Genomic DNA, 14142 nt, shown 5'->3' with positions numbered 1-14142 from the left:
GTCGTAGTGCCTCGGGGTTTGCCAAGGGCGCCGCAGCCAAGACAGGCTGATGCCGTAATGATATTCTTGCGCTGAATCGGTTCATCGTTTGTGCAAAAATATGCCCCCTGTGCTTTGCTTCAAATGGCCTGATCGGGTCCTTTGCAAGCGTGCGGGTGTCTCTGGCAAACCCGCCGAGCGTAATGTCAGGCAGTGTCCATCCACCTTCCTTGGTGGAATCCGACCCTTTTTCCCTGCTGGTTCCCGCGAAGGCGGGTACCGCCGTTGCCCGTCGATTCGGCGCCAGCGGAATATGGAAAGGAGCAGGGTGGCTGCCTGTCGGCTGCGTCCCGTGACGAGCCCCGAGTAACAAGTGTCACTCATGTAGCTGAGCCAACAACGACAAGAAGTCAGCACCGGAGCGATATAAAACTGAGGTCGAGCGCGTTTCGTCGGCCTTGTGTGCCCACCCCCCAGTTCTCATGAATGCGTTCATCCGGGACCTGCGAAATGCCTGTTTCGCACCCTCCGGGATTCACAGGATCGAGGATCGGGCGGCGGATGGCGTTCTATCGTAGGTACTACAGAATGTTGAAGAAAGTGAACACGGCCCTCATCGGGCTGGCGATGTCGATAGGTCTGACGACCGCTCACGCGGCTGAGCCAAAAAAAGTGGATGTGCTGCTGATCGGCGGCGGCATCATGAGTTCGACCCTCGGGGTCTGGCTCAACGAGCTGCAGCCGGACTGGTCCATGGAGATGGTCGAGCGTCTGGATGGCGTGGCCGAGGAAAGCTCCAACGGCTGGAACAACGCCGGTACCGGTCACTCGGCCCTGGCCGAGCTGAACTACACCCCTGAAGGCAAGGACGGCAAGATCGAGATCGCCAAGGCCATCGAGATCAACGAAGCGTTCCAGATCTCCCGCCAGTTCTGGTCGTGGCAGGTCAAGACCGGTGTCCTGAAGAACCCGCGTTCGTTCATCAACTCCACGCCGCACATGAGCTTCGTTTGGGGCGATGACAACATCAAGTTCCTCAAGGCTCGCTACGAGGCCCTGCAAGCCAGCCCGCTGTTCAGCGGCATGCAGTACTCCGAAGACGCCGAGCAGATCAAGAAGTGGGTTCCACTGATGATGGAAGGGCGTGACCCGGCGCAGAAGATCGCTGCGACCTGGAGCCCGATCGGCACCGACGTCAACTTCGGCGAGATCACCCGCCAGTTCGTCGCCCACCTGCAGGCCCAGCCTAACTTCGCCCTGAAGCTGTCCAGCGAAGTAGAAGAAATCGAGCGCAACCAAGATGGCTCGTGGCGCGTGACCTACAAGAACCTCAAGGACGGTTCGAAAACCGAGACCGACGCCAAGTTCGTGTTCATCGGCGCTGGTGGCGGTGCCCTGCACCTGCTGCAGAAGTCGGGTATCCCCGAGGCCAACGAATACGCCGGTTTCCCGGTGGGTGGCTCGTTCCTGGTAACCGACAACGCCAGCGTTGCCGAGCAGCACCTGGCCAAGGCCTACGGCAAGGCTTCGGTCGGCGCGCCACCGATGTCCGTACCGCACCTGGACACCCGCGTGCTGGATGGCAAGCGCGTGATCCTGTTTGGCCCGTTCGCTACCTTCTCCACCAAGTTCCTCAAGGAAGGTTCGTACTTCGACCTGCTGACCAGCACCACCACCCACAACATCTGGCCGATGACCAAGGTGGGCATCGAGCAGTACCCGCTGGTGGAATACCTGGCTGGCCAGCTGATGCTGTCGGATGACGACCGTTTCGCGGCGCTCAAGGAATACTTCCCCAACGCCAAGCAGGAAGACTGGCGCCTGTGGCAGGCCGGCCAGCGCGTGCAGATCATCAAGCGTGACGAAGAGAAGGGCGGCGTGCTGAAACTGGGCACCGAGATCGTCGCTTCCCAGGACGGCAGCATCGCCGGCCTGCTGGGCGCTTCCCCGGGCGCTTCGACCGCCGCGCCGATCATGCTCAGCGTGCTGCAGAAAGTCTTCAAGGACCAGGTCGCCACTCCAGCCTGGCAGGAGAAGCTGAAGCAGATCGTACCGAGCTACGGCACTGCGCTGAACGACAGCCCAGAGCGTGTGGCCAAAGAATGGGCCTACACCGCCGAAGTGCTGCAGCTGACCACGCCGCCACCAGTCAAGGGTGCGGCTCCTCAAGCGCCGGCCAGCATGGCCAAGCCTGAGAGCAACCCAGCGGCCGACATGGCGCTGTAAGCCCCGCTCCCGCCCGCGTTCGCCGGGCGGGACATCGCCGATGCCCTTGGCATCGGCTGGCTGTTCCGATTGCGGTGGCGTGTCGCCGCCGCAATGGGGCAGCAAATTCCCCAAGCCTTCCCAATCTTGCCTTGCCTTGCCATGTGGCGGTGCGCCCCTGCGCCTGCGTGAAGGGGTATCATGGCGCGCCCGCTCCTGGCGGACATGCCCCAACCCTCGGAGTCACCACCCAGATGTCCAGCATCACCCTGTTCCAGGCCCCGCCCGCCGAAGCCATCCAGAGCCAGATCCAGCAGATGGTGGTGGACTACATCACCGACATCAGCGCGGTCGCCATCGCTCCCAGCAATCCGCTGTACAACCTCTACCAGTACGGCGTTGGCTACGAGGTGCACCTGTACCTGCAGGCCATGGACGGCTCCCGGGATCTCGCCGTGGAGTTGCTGGTGGCCAGCGACCCGCTGGACCCGGAGCAGGTGCAGGGCTTCTTGCTCTACCTGCCGCTCAAGGACGACCCCGAGGCTTGCGCCGTGGCCTACATGGCGGTCCGTCAGGACCTGCGCCGCCAGGGTATTGCCCGGCAGATGCTTGCGGCGATGCGCGCACGCTATCCCCATGCCGAGCTGGCCTGCAGCCCGGCCAAGCTCCAGTGCTTCGAGGCCCTGGGGTTCCAACTGCTGGGCGCCCGTGGCCCGCAGGTGCTGATGAACACCCGCGAGCATGGCAGCGATGGCTTGCTGGCAGTACTGGATGTGGCGCCGATCTACAACTCGGTGGAGGTGCGGCAGATCCATACCTACCTGCTGGCGCAGCATGGGCGCAAGGCGATGATCGAGGCGGAGAAGAAGCGCGACCGCCACCTCGACCAATTGACCCGCCAGGCCCAAGCCCTGGTGCGCGAGCGCCTGGGCGAAGCGGCCTTGCATCGCTCGCGGGCACCGCGCCTGGTCTGACCCTGTTCCTGCAGATCTTGCGGCCCCTGCGCGTCCGTGCGCAGCCTGCGCCAGCGGCTACACGAAGCCTCAACGCATGGCTCCTGTAGCCGCTGTCGAGCCGCGGCGAGGCTGCGCCAAGGCCCGCAGGGCCTTCGGGTGGTGCTGGGTAGAGGGGCTTGTGCCACTGCTCTTGCCTGGATAATCTCGCACAAACACGCAGAATCAGGCATCAACATGCAAAACCTGCATTCCACCGCTGAACTGCCGTCCCTGCGCCGGCAAAAGATCCTCCTGCTGCTCGAGCGCGACGGCAAGGTCATGGCCGCCGAACTGAGCCGGCATTTTTCGGTCTCCGAGGACACCATCCGCCGGGACCTGGCGGAGCTGGATGCCGCTGGCCTGGTGCAACGGGTCCACGGTGGCGCGCTGCCCCGGCCCAAGGACAGTGGCAAGGATTACTTCACCCGGGTAGGCGAGACCGACGCGGTGAAGATGCGCCTGGCGCAGTTCGCCGCACAGTGGGTGCAGGAGGGGCAGACGGTGTTGTTCGACTCCGGCTCCACCACCTTGCACATCGCCCGCTCGCTGCCCCGGGATATGGGCCTGACTGCGGTCACCGCCTCACCGCTGATCGCCGTGGCCCTGGCCGAATACCCCAGGGTCCGAGTGATCCTGGCCGGCGGCCAACTCAATCCATCGACATTGGCCGCCAGCGGCCATGAAGCGCTGCGGATGCTCCAGGGGATCAAGGCCGACCTGTTGTTCACCGGGGTCTGCGCGATCCACCCGGAGATCGGCATCAGCTCCCTGCATTTCGATGAAGTGCCGATCAAGCAGGCGATGTTCGACAGCGCCGCGCAAGTGATCGCCGTGACTACCGCCGACAAGCTCGGGGCCATGGAGCCTTTTGTCGTGGCACCCTGCAACCGTCTGCACCGGCTGGTTACAGAGCGGGAAGTGGCGAGCGCGGAGCTCGAAGGCTATCGACAGCAGGGAGTCGAGGTACTGCAGGTCTGACCCTTGGCAGTTACCAGAGCAGGGCTGCTACTTCGTCGAACCTGTCCGCCACTTTCAGGAACGTCTGCGCCCAGCCGCTGCTGAGGCTGACTTCCTGCAGCGGACCGGTGACGGCGAAGAGCACCGCCACACTCGACCGCTCGGGCAACCTTCCGGCCTGCAGGGTGGCGATCAGCCCACGCAACTCGGCACTAGCCTGCTCCTGTCCGGTCCAGCTGGACCAGCAGAAATCGTTGTCGGGCAGCGACACCAGCTCCAGCGCGGCCTCTAGTACAAGGACCAGTGCTTCGCGGGGCTGGCTGCGGTCCAAGTCCTGGTGCAGCAGTTGCTGGGTGCGATGCAGATCCATGGGTCAGTCCCTGGGGCAAAGGGTATCGGCTTGCTGGCTCATCCACTGCGCCATCTGCCGCAAGCGGCTGCTGAAACCGGCATCGGCGGGACTTGTCGCTTCGGCGGCTTGGCGGAACTCGTCGATGGCCGCCTTCATTTGCGGGTAGCGCCGCACAAACAGCTGGGCATGCTCATCCAGGCTGCGGGGCCAGCTCGGTTCCTGCTCCGGGCGCAGCAGGTTGGTCGCGCGAAGGAGCTTGCGCGAGGCCTCGCGTTGCAGGCGCAGGGTCTGCCCAGGTGTTGGCGCGTGGTCGATGCGCGTGGCGTAGTCGTTCAGCACCGCAAGAAAATCGCCGTTCACCGCCAGGGCTATTTCCCGGCTGGGCTTGAACGGGGCGAAGCGCTGGCGCAGGTCCTCGCCCAGCAGGCAGCGACAATGATGCTTGAGCCAATAACCCCAGCTGGGGCGATTCTCGCTGGCCAGGACTTGCTCCAGGTGGCCGATATCGAAATCGATCTTCGACACCTCGGGGTGCCGCGCCTGTAGTTGCAGGCGCAGCTGTTCCAGCTCGTCGAGCAGGCCCGGGGCAGGTGGCTGTCGCAGGATGAGGGCGAGGTCCAGGTCGGAGATTCCAACCCGGGCCTCGCCCCGGGCCACACTGCCGTACAGGTAGAGGCTGTGCAGCGATGGCTGGCCGAGGCTGTGGCACAGCTCATCGAGCAAGGCACCGAACCCAGGTTGCAGGGGCGGCTCGGGAGGCAACTTGATCAAGCCTTCGGCATCGACGCCGAACGTACTGGGCATTTGCATGGGATGGCCTGCGAGAAAAAACCAGCGCCAGCTTAACAGGCTGCGGCAGGTCGCTTGGCGCCTGCCGCAGTCTTGCATCGCTCAGTTCTTGAAGGCCGAGTGCTTGCGGCCCTGGTCGCACAGGGCAAACACCACCACCAGCACTGCGGCAATGGCGAGGATGATCACCACGCCATCGGTGGAGTGGGTGGCCGAGGCGGTCACCAGCGACAGTGCGCCCAGCGGGGCCAGGCCACCGGCGATGGCGGTGCCGATCTCGCGCCCGGTGCCGAAGCCCGAGGAGCGGGTCGCGGTGGGGAACTGGCGGCTGAGGAACGAGCCCTGGGGCGCGAACATCATCGGTGCCAGGATGCCGGTGCCGACTCCGATGGCCAGGTAGATCATCAGGCTGTCGCCAGTGTTGAGCAGGGCCAGGAAGGGGTAGGCGAACAGCACCGAGAACAGGCCACCGAGCACCAGGACGGTCTTGCTGCTCCACTTGTCGCACAGCCAGCCGAAGAACGGTACGGCGACGATGGCCACCAGGCTGGCGATGGTCACCGACAACGAGGTCACGTGCACATCGACATGCTTGTACTGGGTCAGGTAGGCCAGGGAGAAGGTCTTGAAGATGTAGCTCAGGGCGTTGTAGCCGATGGCCACGAAAAACACCACGGCCAGGCCCTTGAGGTCGTTCTTGAACAGTGCCTTGAGCGGCGAGGCCTTGGCCTTGCGGCTCTGCTGGTCCAGTTCCTTGAACTCCGGGGTTTCCGGAATGCTCTTGCGCACCCACAGGCCGACGCCCACCAGCACGATGCTGCACACGAAGGGTATGCGCCAGCCGCCGGCCAAGAGGAACTCGTTGCCGTTGATGGTCAGCAGGTAGATGGTCAGCGACGACAGCAGCAAGCCCAGGTTCAGCCCCAGTGCCGGCCAGGCGCCCTGGCTGCCGCGCTTGCCTTCGCTGGCGTGCTCGTAGGAGGTGACCGCCGCGCCGGACAGTTCGGCACCGGCACCCAGACCCTGGATGATCCGGATCGCCACCAGGATGATCGGCGCCCAGATGCCGATCGAGGCGTAGCTGGGAATCAGGCCGATCAGCGCGGTGCACACACCCATCAGGCAGAAGGTCAGCACCAGCACCTGCTTGCGCCCGAACTTGTCGCCCAGGTAGCCGAACAGCACGCCGCCAAAGGGGCGGGCGATAAAGCCGATGGCGAAGGTGGAGAACGACATCAGCATGGCGCTGTTGGGGTTGTTGGTATCGAAGAAAATCTTCGAGAAGACGATCGCCGCCATGGTGGCGTAGAGGTAGAAGTCGTACCACTCCAGCATCGAGCCGAAGATGGTGGCCGCCGCGACCTTGCGCAGGCGTTTCCTGGTTTGTTGTGGGGTTTCCGCTGCAGTAATGCTGGGTTCAACTGCGGTCATCGGGTGCATCCTCTTGGATCATTGTATTTATTGTCGGGTGACGCGAGCACGCGATCCTGCCGGCGTCGTCGAGGCGCCGGGCAACGCGAGTGCCAGGGTGTTTCAGCCGGCCTGGAAGATCCGGTCGGCGATCATCGAGCCAATGGGAATCGCCGAGGTGGCGGCGGGCGAGGGCGCGTTGCACACATGCAACATGCGCGAGGTTTCGGCGAACAGGAAATCGTGGACCAGGCTGCCATCGCGCATCACCGCCTGGGCGCGGATGCCCGCTTCGTAGGGCAGCAGGTCGCTGACTTCCAGGGACGGGCAATACTTGCGGCACTGCTCCAGGTAGCCGGACTTGAACAGCGAATTCTTCATCTCGGTGGTGCCGGAGCCGAGGTTCTGCCAGATGGTTTTCCAGAACCCGGGGAAGCTGGCGTATTGCGCGACATCGCGCCAGTTGATGGAGAACTTGCGGTAGTTTTCCCGGCCCAGGCCCAGCACCGCGTTGGGGCCGACGGTGACGCTACCGTCGATCATGCGGGTCAGGTGCACGCCGAGGAACGGCAGCTCCGGGTCGGGGATCGGGTAGATCAGGTGGTTGACGATGTCGTTCTTCGCCGCCGGCAGGCGGAAGTACTCACCGCGAAAGGGGATGATCTGGTGATCGATCCGCACCCCGGCCAGGGTCGCCAGGCGGTCGGACTGCAGGCCGGCGCAAGCCACCAGTTTCTTTGCCCGCCAGCTGCCGCCATGGGTGCCGACGGTGACGCTGTCGGCGTGCTCCTGGATGGCGGTGACGGTCTGGCCCAGGCAGATCTCGCCACCGGCGCGGCGGATCACCCGGGCCATGGTGTCGCACACCTCGCGATAGTCGACGATGCCGGTGGCGTCGAGGAACAGCCCGCCCAGGCCGACGATGTTCGGTTCGCGCTGGCGCAGTTGCTCGGCATCCAGGCGCTCGACCTTCAGGCCATTGAGCTGCGAGCGCTGGTACAAGGCTTCCATGCGCTGCACTTCCAGGGCATTGGAGGCCACCAGCACCTTGCCGCAAACCTCGAACTTGATCCCATGCTCGGTACAGAACTGCTTGGTGGCCTCGGCGCCGCGCTTGCACAGGTCGGCCTTGAGGCTGCCCGGCGCGTAGTAGATCCCGGCGTGGATCACGCCGCTGTTGTGCCCGGTCTGGTGCTTGGCCAGCACGCTTTCCTTTTCCAGGACCACCAGCGAAGCGCCGGGCTGGCGCTTGAGGATCTCCATCGCCGTGGCCAGTCCGACGATGCCGCCGCCGATGATGCAAAAGTCGTAGATCATGGTTCCAGGTGTCCGTATCAGTCTGGTTATCAGGTTGTCAGACTAAGTAGTCCGATAAAAACCGCAGGCTCGGCCTGCGGTCTGGCGTCAGTTGGGTCAGTCGAGGGTCGGCAACTCCAGGCCCAGGCGCTTGGCCGAGGCACGCAAATGGGCATCGGCACAGCCAGCGGCAGCCTGGCGGTCACCGGCGGCGATGGCTTGGTACAGCGCCTGGTGCTCCTGGGCCGCGTCGGCCGAGCCGCCCACTAGGCGCAGCGCCGAGTTTTCCCAGGCAGTCTTGCGGGCACTGGCCAGCTGGCTGCGCAGGAAGTCGTGGAAGGCCACGAAGTAATCGTTCTTGCTGGCTTCGGCGATGGCCCGGTGGAACGCTACGTCGGCCAGGGCCGCCGCTTCGAAATCACTACGCTTGTCGTGCATTTCCTGTAGCGCGGCTTGCATGCGTTGCAGGTCGTCGGCATCCCGGCGCTGGGCGGCGATCGACGCGGCCTGGGTCTCGATCCACAGGCGCATCTCGAACATCTGTGCCAGGTCCGCCAGGCGTCCCTCGCTCTGGGGGAAGCGGAACACCGTGCCGGCCGGGGTCTTGGAGATGTACGAACCCAGGCCACGGCGGGCAATCAGCACGCCATCGGCCTTGAGCTGGGCGATGGCCTCGCGCACCACCGAGCGGCTGACATTGAGCTGTTCAGCCAATTGCTGTTCGGTGGGCAGGCGCGACTCGGGAGCCAGTCGGCCGGAGTCGATCTCATTGCGGATGGCGTTGACGACCCGTACGACCAGAGAGTCGGGGCGCTGGAGTTCGAGCATGGGTAAACCTTGTAAGTCAGGTTGTCAGACAATAGCCGTGGCGAATTTTTCCTGTCAAGAAAAACCCGCGACAAGGCGCCGCATCAAGCGGTCAGGCGACAGCCGAAAATCAGGTCGTCGAAATCCTCGCCGCCTAGCTGGAAGGCCCGTTCGTCACGGCGCTGGAGGACGAAGCCGCATTTCTCCAGGACCTTGCAAGATGCCGCATTACCGTCGGTGACCGTGGCGATCAATTGCTTGATGCCCAGGGTGTGCCGGGCGTGCTCGATGACGGCGCGCAGGGATTCCACGGCCAGTCCCTTGCCTTGATGCTGCGGACGCAACAAGTAGCCGACCTCGGCCTCGGCGGCGTCGCCGTTGCTGATCCGCAGGCCGGTGAAACCCAGGCCCTCACCGCTGTGGCGGTCGTTGATCAGCAGGCACAGCCAGTGGGTCGAATCCGTATTCCAGTGCGGTAGGCGCGAGGTGAAGCGCTCCTCGATCTGCGCTCGGGAAAGCGGGTCGCAGACATAGCGCAGGTTATCGGGGTCGCTGTGCAGGGTCAGGAACAGCTCCCAGTCATTGGCGTTGAGGGAGCGCAGGTGCAGGCGTTCGGTGTGCAGTTCCAGCATGGGGCGGTCCTTGTCCTCGGATTGGGCGGTGTTCTCACTCTACCGCTTCAGCGCCTGGGTTTAAGAAAACTCTGATCGCGCCAGAGTATTTTTCGCATAAGATCCCGGCCTGATTTCGCAAGGACAGGCAGGTAAGCGTGAATTGGGATGATCTGCGATTCTTCATTGCGGTCGCCAACGCCAGCAATATCACCGATGCCGGACAGGCGCTGAAGGTGTCGGCGGCCACGGTCTCGCGCAAGATCCAGATGCTGGAGCAGGCCTTGCACACGGCGCTGTTCCTGAAGACCACCCAGGGCTATTTCCTCACCGAGGCCGGCCGTGACTTGCTGCCCATGGCGCTCGAGACCCAGGAGCGCTTTGGCCAGATGGAGCGCCAGTTGGCCCGGCCCGGTGCGCGCATGGCCGGGGTGGTGCGCATCGATTGCCCGGAGCTGATGGGCAGCCACCTGTTGATCCCGGCCCTGGCGGCGTTTCGTGCGGATCATCCAGAAATCCGTTTCGACTTCGTCAATGCCGCGCACTCGGTCAAGCTCACCCAGAGCCACAGTGACCTGGTGCTGCGCCTGCACCGGCCAGAAGCCGGTAGCAACTTCACCTTGCGCAAGGTCGGCGCGCTGACCCAGGCGCTGTTCTGCTCCCCGGGGTATGCCCAGGCCCAGGGGTGTCCGCAAGCGCCCGAAGACTTGGCCCGGCATGGCTTGATCGGCTGGAACCAGGCCCTGGAGCATATGCCCCTGGCCCGCTGGCTAGATGGGCTCAGTGGCGGCCAGCCGCTGTGGATGAGCACCACCAACCTGCAAGCGCAGCTCCAGGCGGTGCAGGCTGGCCTGGGGATCGCCGCCTTGCCGGCCTATATCGCCGAACCCCTGGGGCTGTGTCGGGTGTTGCCGGATGTCCCGGCGCATCGGGCCGATATCTGGTTGCTGCGCAACCTGGCGACCCAGGGCCAGGAGCGGGTCGAGCACGTGGTGCAGTTCATCGACCGGGTGCTGCGCCAGCATGGCCTGCAAGACCACTGAGGCGGTCGGCTCAGGCCAGGCCATTGCGCAGGAAGATCCACGCCGCCACCCCCATCAGTAGCAAGCCGAACAGCACATTTTGCGCCTTGAGCAAGCCCGGCCTGGCACGTAGCAGCGGTTGCAGGCTCGAGCCCAGGCCCGCCCAGAGCAGGTGGCCGAACAGGTTCACCGCGATCAGCGCGGCGCTCAGCGTCACCACCGCCAGGCTGCCGGCACTGGTGGCCGGGCTGAAGGTGGAGAACATCACCAGCAGCATGACCAACCCTTGCACGTTGCCCAATTGCAACACCACGCCATCGCGGAACAACAGCGCCTGTTCTGGCTCGCCGGGCTTGCGCAGTGGCCGCAGCAACAGGCGCAGGCCGAGCCAGAAGATGTACAGGCTGCCGGCGATCCGCAGGCCCCGCAGCAGTGGCGCTTGCTGCGCCAGGCTGTGGTAGAGCCCGAGGCCCACCAGCAGGGCCAGCAGGAAGTAGGTCAGGTCCAGGCCGAGGATGAAGCGCAGGGAGCGGCGCACGCCGCTGCGGGCGCCGGAACTGGCCACCATCAGGTTGCCGGGGCCGGCGCTCAGGGCCATGGGCAGCATGGTGGACAACCACAATGACCAGTTGATGTCGTGGAACGGGGGCACGCGCGATTCCTTGGAGGCAGTGCGGATTGCACCGGCGCCAGCTTAAGGCGGCGCCGGGGCAGGGGTTAGCGCCAGGAATGCAAAGCGGTTTTTCAGGCCTGTCCGGCCTGCTCCAGGGAGTTGTGCAACCAGTTGCAGAAGCTGCGGGTCAGCGAGCTGCCTTCACTGTCGCGATGCACCAGCCAGGCCCAGGTCGGGCCGCGCACGCTCTGTTCGCACAGCGGCTGCAACTGACCCTGGGCCCGGGCTTGCTGGGCCAGCAGTTGGCTGACCAGGGCAATGCCGTGGCCGGCGCAGGCGGCGTCCAGCAGCAATCCCGGGTCGGAGAAGTTCAGGCCGTTGTTGCGCTGGCCAACATCCGTGCCGCCTTCCACCACCCAGTGGCTCCAGTCCATTTCCCGTTCGCCATGCAAGGTGGTGCGCAGCGCCTGGGGCTGCTCCAGCAGGGACGGGTGGCAGGCCGGATAGAGCTGGTCGTTGTACAGCTCCAGGTAGCTGCATTCGGCCTGGGCGCTGAGGTCGTCGCGGATCGTCACGTCGATGGTCTGGGTGGTCATGTCCGGCGGCTCGAAACTGATGAACAGCCACAGGTCCACCTCCGGGTGCAGGCGGTTGAATTCGCCCAGTCGCGGTAGCAGCCAGTGGCGGGCGAAGGCCGGGCTGGTGTTGACCACCAGTTGGTTGGGCTTGCGGTACTGCTCCAGGCGGCGAATGCCCACGGCCAGTTGCTGCAGCAGCGACTGGGTGGTGCTGCGCAGGTCATGCCCGGCATCGGTCAGGGTCACGCTGCGCCCGCTGCGGTAGAACAGCGGCTGTTCGAGGAAGGTTTCCAGGCTGCGGATCTGCTGGCTGATGGCCGATTGGGTCAGGTGCAGCTCCTGCGCCGCCTGGTGGAAGCTGCCCAGGCGCGCGGCCGCTTCGAAGCCGCGCAGGGCGTTCAGGGGAGGCCAGTGTTTTAACATTATCAATAAGCCCAGCTAATCAGAATTTCACTAAATCTATCGTTTGTTGCGGGATTTTCAAAGCCATAGCATGGGCGCCATTGGTTACACCGGTATTTGTTGGCTGATAACAAAACCTTAATCGAGAGGCGCGATTCCCATGCACAGCAATGACAGTCGAAACAGCGGTTGGCGGATGCCCGCCGAGTGGGTGCCCCACGCGGCGACCTGGATGGTCTGGCCCCATAACCAGGACCTGTGGGAGTCGGGCTGGGGCGTGACCCTGGCCGACGTACAGGCGGATTTCGCCCGGGTGGCCAATGCCATCGCACGTTTCGAGCCGGTCAAGCTGGTGGTCGATCCTTCGGCCCTGGAGAGCGCCCGGCGCCACTGCGGTGCCAACGTCGAGCGGGTGGTCCAGGCCGTGGACGACAGCTGGTGCCGCGACTCCGGGCCAAGTTTCGTCTGCCATCCCCAGCACGGGCTGGCCGGTGTCAGCTGGCGCTTCAATGCCTGGGGTGGCAAGTCGGCCCATGAGCTGGATCGCAGCCTGGCCCGGCGCCTGCTCGACCAGCTGGGGCTGGACTGCTTCGGCACCCACCTGGCCAACGAAGGCGGCGCCATCCATGTGGACGGCGAAGGCACCCTGATCACCACTGAGTCGGTACTGCTCAATCCCAATCGCAACCCGGGCCTGGGCAAGGCCGAGATGGAAGAGATCTTCGAGCGCCTGCTGGGGGTGAAGAAAACCATCTGGCTGCCCGGCGATCCGGACTACGTGACCGGCGACATGACCGATGGCCATGTCGATGGCGTCTGTGCCTTCGCCCGTCCCGGCCTGCTGCTGGTGGACGCCACCCATGACCAAGGCTCGGTGTACGCCGAAGTGGTGCGCGAGAACCGCCGTGCCCTGGAGCTGGCCCGGGATGCCCAGGGCCGTGCCTTCGAACTGGTGGAGCTGTTCGAAGCCACTGCCGCGGTGGACACCCAGGCCGAGGTGTTCTGCGCTTCCTATACCAACTTCTACATCGCCAACGGCGCGATCATCATGCCGGCCTACGGCATCGAGGCCGATCAGGTCGCGGCCCAGGTCCTGGCCAAGGCCTTCCCCGGGCGGCAAGTGGTGCCGGTGCAGATCAACCACCTGGCCCATGGCGGTGGTGGCGTGCATTGCATCACCCAGCAGCAACCGCGCTGGCCACTGGAGGTGTCGGCATGAGCAACTTGACCGTCGCAACGTTGCAGATGCCCTGTACCTGGGACCTGGCGGACAACCTCGAGCGTGCCGAGCAACTGGTGCGCGAGGCCGCGGCCCGCGGCGGGCAGGTGATTCTGCTGCAGGAGCTGTTCGCCACGCCGTACTTCTGCATCGAACAGCAGCACCGACACCTGGCTCTGGCCGAAGAGTATGGCCAGAGCCGCATACTCAAGCGCTTTGCCGCCCTGGCCAAGGAGCTGGGGGTGGTGTTGCCGCTGAGCTGGTTTGAGCGGGCCGGCACTGCCTACTTCAATTCCCTGAGCGTGGCCGATGCCGACGGACGCCTGCTGGGGGTGTACCGCAAGACCCACATCCCCAACGCCATCGGTTACCAGGAGAAGGAGTACTTCAGCCCTGGCGACACCGGCTTCAAGGTCTGGGACACGGCGTTCGGCCGCCTGGGCGTGGGCATCTGCTGGGACCAGTGGTTCCCGGAAACCGCCCGTTGCCTGGCCTTGCAGGGCGCCGAGGTGCTGCTGTTCCCCACGGCCATCGGCTCGGAGCCTGGCGCGACCGACCTGGATTCACGGGATCACTGGCAGATGACCATGCGCGGGCACGCCGCGGCCAACCTGCTGCCGGTGGTGGCCGCCAACCGCGTCGGGCGGGAAGTGGCCCGCAGCGACTCAGAGTTGCACATGCAGTTCTACGGTTCCTCGTTCATCTGCGACCACAAGGGCCGGCTGCTGGCCGAGGCCGATCGCGACACCACCGGCATGCTCCTGCATGAGCTGGACCTGGCGGCCATGGCCGAGGAGCGGCGGACCTGGGGCATCTTCCGTGATCGTCGTCCGGAAATGTACGGGCCCTTGCTGAGCCTCGACGGCCAACACCTGCACTCACGCTGGAACCCTCGGGAGGCATGACC

General features: G+C 64.7%; 14 protein-coding genes. 6 read left to right on the top strand and 8 right to left on the bottom strand.

All coding sequences use genetic code 11. The features are described from left to right. The first annotated feature begins 567 nt into the window (after positions 1-567). The 3 genes from mqo to ATY02_RS19810 all read left to right on the top strand — a co-directional run bounded on the left by mqo (position 568) and on the right by ATY02_RS19810 (position 4157). The gene (gene mqo, locus ATY02_RS19820) at positions 568-2205 is read left to right on the top strand and encodes a malate dehydrogenase (quinone) (protein ID WP_068586898.1); all 1638 of its coding nucleotides are present in this window, start codon (positions 568-570) and stop codon (positions 2203-2205) included. 233 nt (positions 2206-2438) lie between these two features. Further along, on the top strand, positions 2439-3158 hold the full coding sequence (locus ATY02_RS19815) for a GNAT family N-acetyltransferase (protein ID WP_068586896.1): 720 nt from the start codon (positions 2439-2441) through the stop codon (positions 3156-3158). A 216-nt stretch (positions 3159-3374) separates the two neighbouring features. Continuing rightward, positions 3375-4157: a DeoR/GlpR family DNA-binding transcription regulator gene (locus ATY02_RS19810; RefSeq protein ID WP_068586893.1), complete on the top strand. Its 783-nt coding sequence runs from the start codon at positions 3375-3377 to the stop codon at positions 4155-4157. A gap of 10 nt (positions 4158-4167) precedes the next feature. Here the strand turns inward: ATY02_RS19810 and ATY02_RS19805 are convergent, their stop codons facing one another. The 6 genes from ATY02_RS19805 to ATY02_RS19780 all read right to left on the bottom strand — a co-directional run bounded on the left by ATY02_RS19805 (position 4168) and on the right by ATY02_RS19780 (position 9422). Beyond that, positions 4168-4506, bottom strand: a complete 339-nt coding sequence (locus ATY02_RS19805) for a hypothetical protein (RefSeq protein WP_068586891.1) — start codon at positions 4504-4506, stop codon at positions 4168-4170. A gap of 3 nt (positions 4507-4509) precedes the next feature. Beyond that, positions 4510-5298 carry a nucleotidyltransferase family protein gene (locus ATY02_RS19800; RefSeq protein WP_068586921.1) on the bottom strand — a complete coding sequence of 263 codons (789 nt, stop codon included), beginning with the start codon at positions 5296-5298 and terminating at the stop codon, positions 4510-4512. 81 nt (positions 5299-5379) lie between these two features. Beyond that, positions 5380-6708, bottom strand: coding sequence for an MFS transporter (locus ATY02_RS19795; RefSeq protein WP_068586889.1), 1329 nt, complete (start codon positions 6706-6708; stop codon positions 5380-5382). A 102-nt stretch (positions 6709-6810) separates the two neighbouring features. Further along, the gene (gene lhgO, locus ATY02_RS19790) at positions 6811-8004 is read right to left on the bottom strand and encodes an L-2-hydroxyglutarate oxidase (RefSeq protein ID WP_068586886.1); all 1194 of its coding nucleotides are present in this window, start codon (positions 8002-8004) and stop codon (positions 6811-6813) included. A 96-nt stretch (positions 8005-8100) separates the two neighbouring features. Next, entirely contained in the window at positions 8101-8811 is a 711-nt protein-coding gene (locus tag ATY02_RS19785) for a FadR/GntR family transcriptional regulator (protein ID WP_053136270.1), read from the bottom strand. Positions 8812-8894: 83 nt separating this feature from the next. Continuing rightward, positions 8895-9422: a GNAT family N-acetyltransferase gene (locus ATY02_RS19780; protein ID WP_068586885.1), complete on the bottom strand. Its 528-nt coding sequence runs from the start codon at positions 9420-9422 to the stop codon at positions 8895-8897. 137 nt (positions 9423-9559) lie between these two features. Here ATY02_RS19780 and ATY02_RS19775 point away from each other — a divergent pair, with 137 nt between their 5' ends. Further along, the gene (locus ATY02_RS19775; protein ID WP_068586883.1) at positions 9560-10444 is read left to right on the top strand and encodes a LysR family transcriptional regulator; all 885 of its coding nucleotides are present in this window, start codon (positions 9560-9562) and stop codon (positions 10442-10444) included. A 10-nt stretch (positions 10445-10454) separates the two neighbouring features. Here the strand turns inward: ATY02_RS19775 and ATY02_RS19770 are convergent, their stop codons facing one another. Both ATY02_RS19770 and ATY02_RS19765 read right to left on the bottom strand, forming a co-directional pair. Beyond that, entirely contained in the window at positions 10455-11075 is a 621-nt protein-coding gene (locus tag ATY02_RS19770; RefSeq protein WP_068586881.1) for a LysE family translocator, read from the bottom strand. A 92-nt stretch (positions 11076-11167) separates the two neighbouring features. Beyond that, positions 11168-12037, bottom strand: a complete 870-nt coding sequence (locus ATY02_RS19765; RefSeq protein ID WP_068586879.1) for a LysR family transcriptional regulator — start codon at positions 12035-12037, stop codon at positions 11168-11170. Positions 12038-12176: 139 nt separating this feature from the next. Here ATY02_RS19765 and ATY02_RS19760 point away from each other — a divergent pair, with 139 nt between their 5' ends. Continuing rightward, entirely contained in the window at positions 12177-13235 is a 1059-nt protein-coding gene (locus ATY02_RS19760; protein WP_068586877.1) for an agmatine deiminase family protein, read from the top strand. Further along, on the top strand, positions 13232-14140 hold the full coding sequence (gene aguB / locus ATY02_RS19755) for an N-carbamoylputrescine amidase (protein ID WP_068586875.1): 909 nt from the start codon (positions 13232-13234) through the stop codon (positions 14138-14140). Before ATY02_RS19760 ends, aguB begins: the two co-directional genes overlap by 4 nt. Positions 14141-14142 lie beyond the last annotated feature (2 nt).

The organism is Pseudomonas sp. BIOMIG1BAC (genome assembly GCF_001705995.2).
Taxonomy (GTDB): Bacteria; Pseudomonadota; Gammaproteobacteria; order Pseudomonadales; family Pseudomonadaceae; genus Aquipseudomonas; species Aquipseudomonas sessilinigenes.
The sequence above is the reverse complement of the archived record's forward strand: the minus strand, read 5'-3'. Positions and strand labels throughout refer to the sequence as shown.

Bases quoted from the DNA above. Each gene is read 5' to 3' on its own strand.
- ATY02_RS19815 (WP_068586896.1), top strand. From the start codon at position 2,439: ATGTCCAGCATCACCCTGTTCCAGGCCCCGCCCGCCGAAGCCATCCAG.
- ATY02_RS19785 (WP_053136270.1), bottom strand. From the start codon at position 8,811: ATGCTCGAACTCCAGCGCCCCGACTCTCTGGTCGTACGGGTCGTCAAC.
- aguB (WP_068586875.1), top strand. From the start codon at position 13,232: ATGAGCAACTTGACCGTCGCAACGTTGCAGATGCCCTGTACCTGGGAC.
- lhgO (WP_068586886.1), bottom strand. From the start codon at position 8,004: ATGATCTACGACTTTTGCATCATCGGCGGCGGCATCGTCGGACTGGCC.
- ATY02_RS19765 (WP_068586879.1), bottom strand. From the start codon at position 12,037: ATGTTAAAACACTGGCCTCCCCTGAACGCCCTGCGCGGCTTCGAAGCG.
- ATY02_RS19760 (WP_068586877.1), top strand. From the start codon at position 12,177: ATGCACAGCAATGACAGTCGAAACAGCGGTTGGCGGATGCCCGCCGAG.
- ATY02_RS19810 (WP_068586893.1), top strand. From the start codon at position 3,375: ATGCAAAACCTGCATTCCACCGCTGAACTGCCGTCCCTGCGCCGGCAA.
- ATY02_RS19795 (WP_068586889.1), bottom strand. From the start codon at position 6,708: ATGACCGCAGTTGAACCCAGCATTACTGCAGCGGAAACCCCACAACAA.
- ATY02_RS19780 (WP_068586885.1), bottom strand. From the start codon at position 9,422: ATGCTGGAACTGCACACCGAACGCCTGCACCTGCGCTCCCTCAACGCC.
- ATY02_RS19805 (WP_068586891.1), bottom strand. From the start codon at position 4,506: ATGGATCTGCATCGCACCCAGCAACTGCTGCACCAGGACTTGGACCGC.
- ATY02_RS19800 (WP_068586921.1), bottom strand. From the start codon at position 5,298: ATGCAAATGCCCAGTACGTTCGGCGTCGATGCCGAAGGCTTGATCAAG.
- mqo (WP_068586898.1), top strand. From the start codon at position 568: ATGTTGAAGAAAGTGAACACGGCCCTCATCGGGCTGGCGATGTCGATA.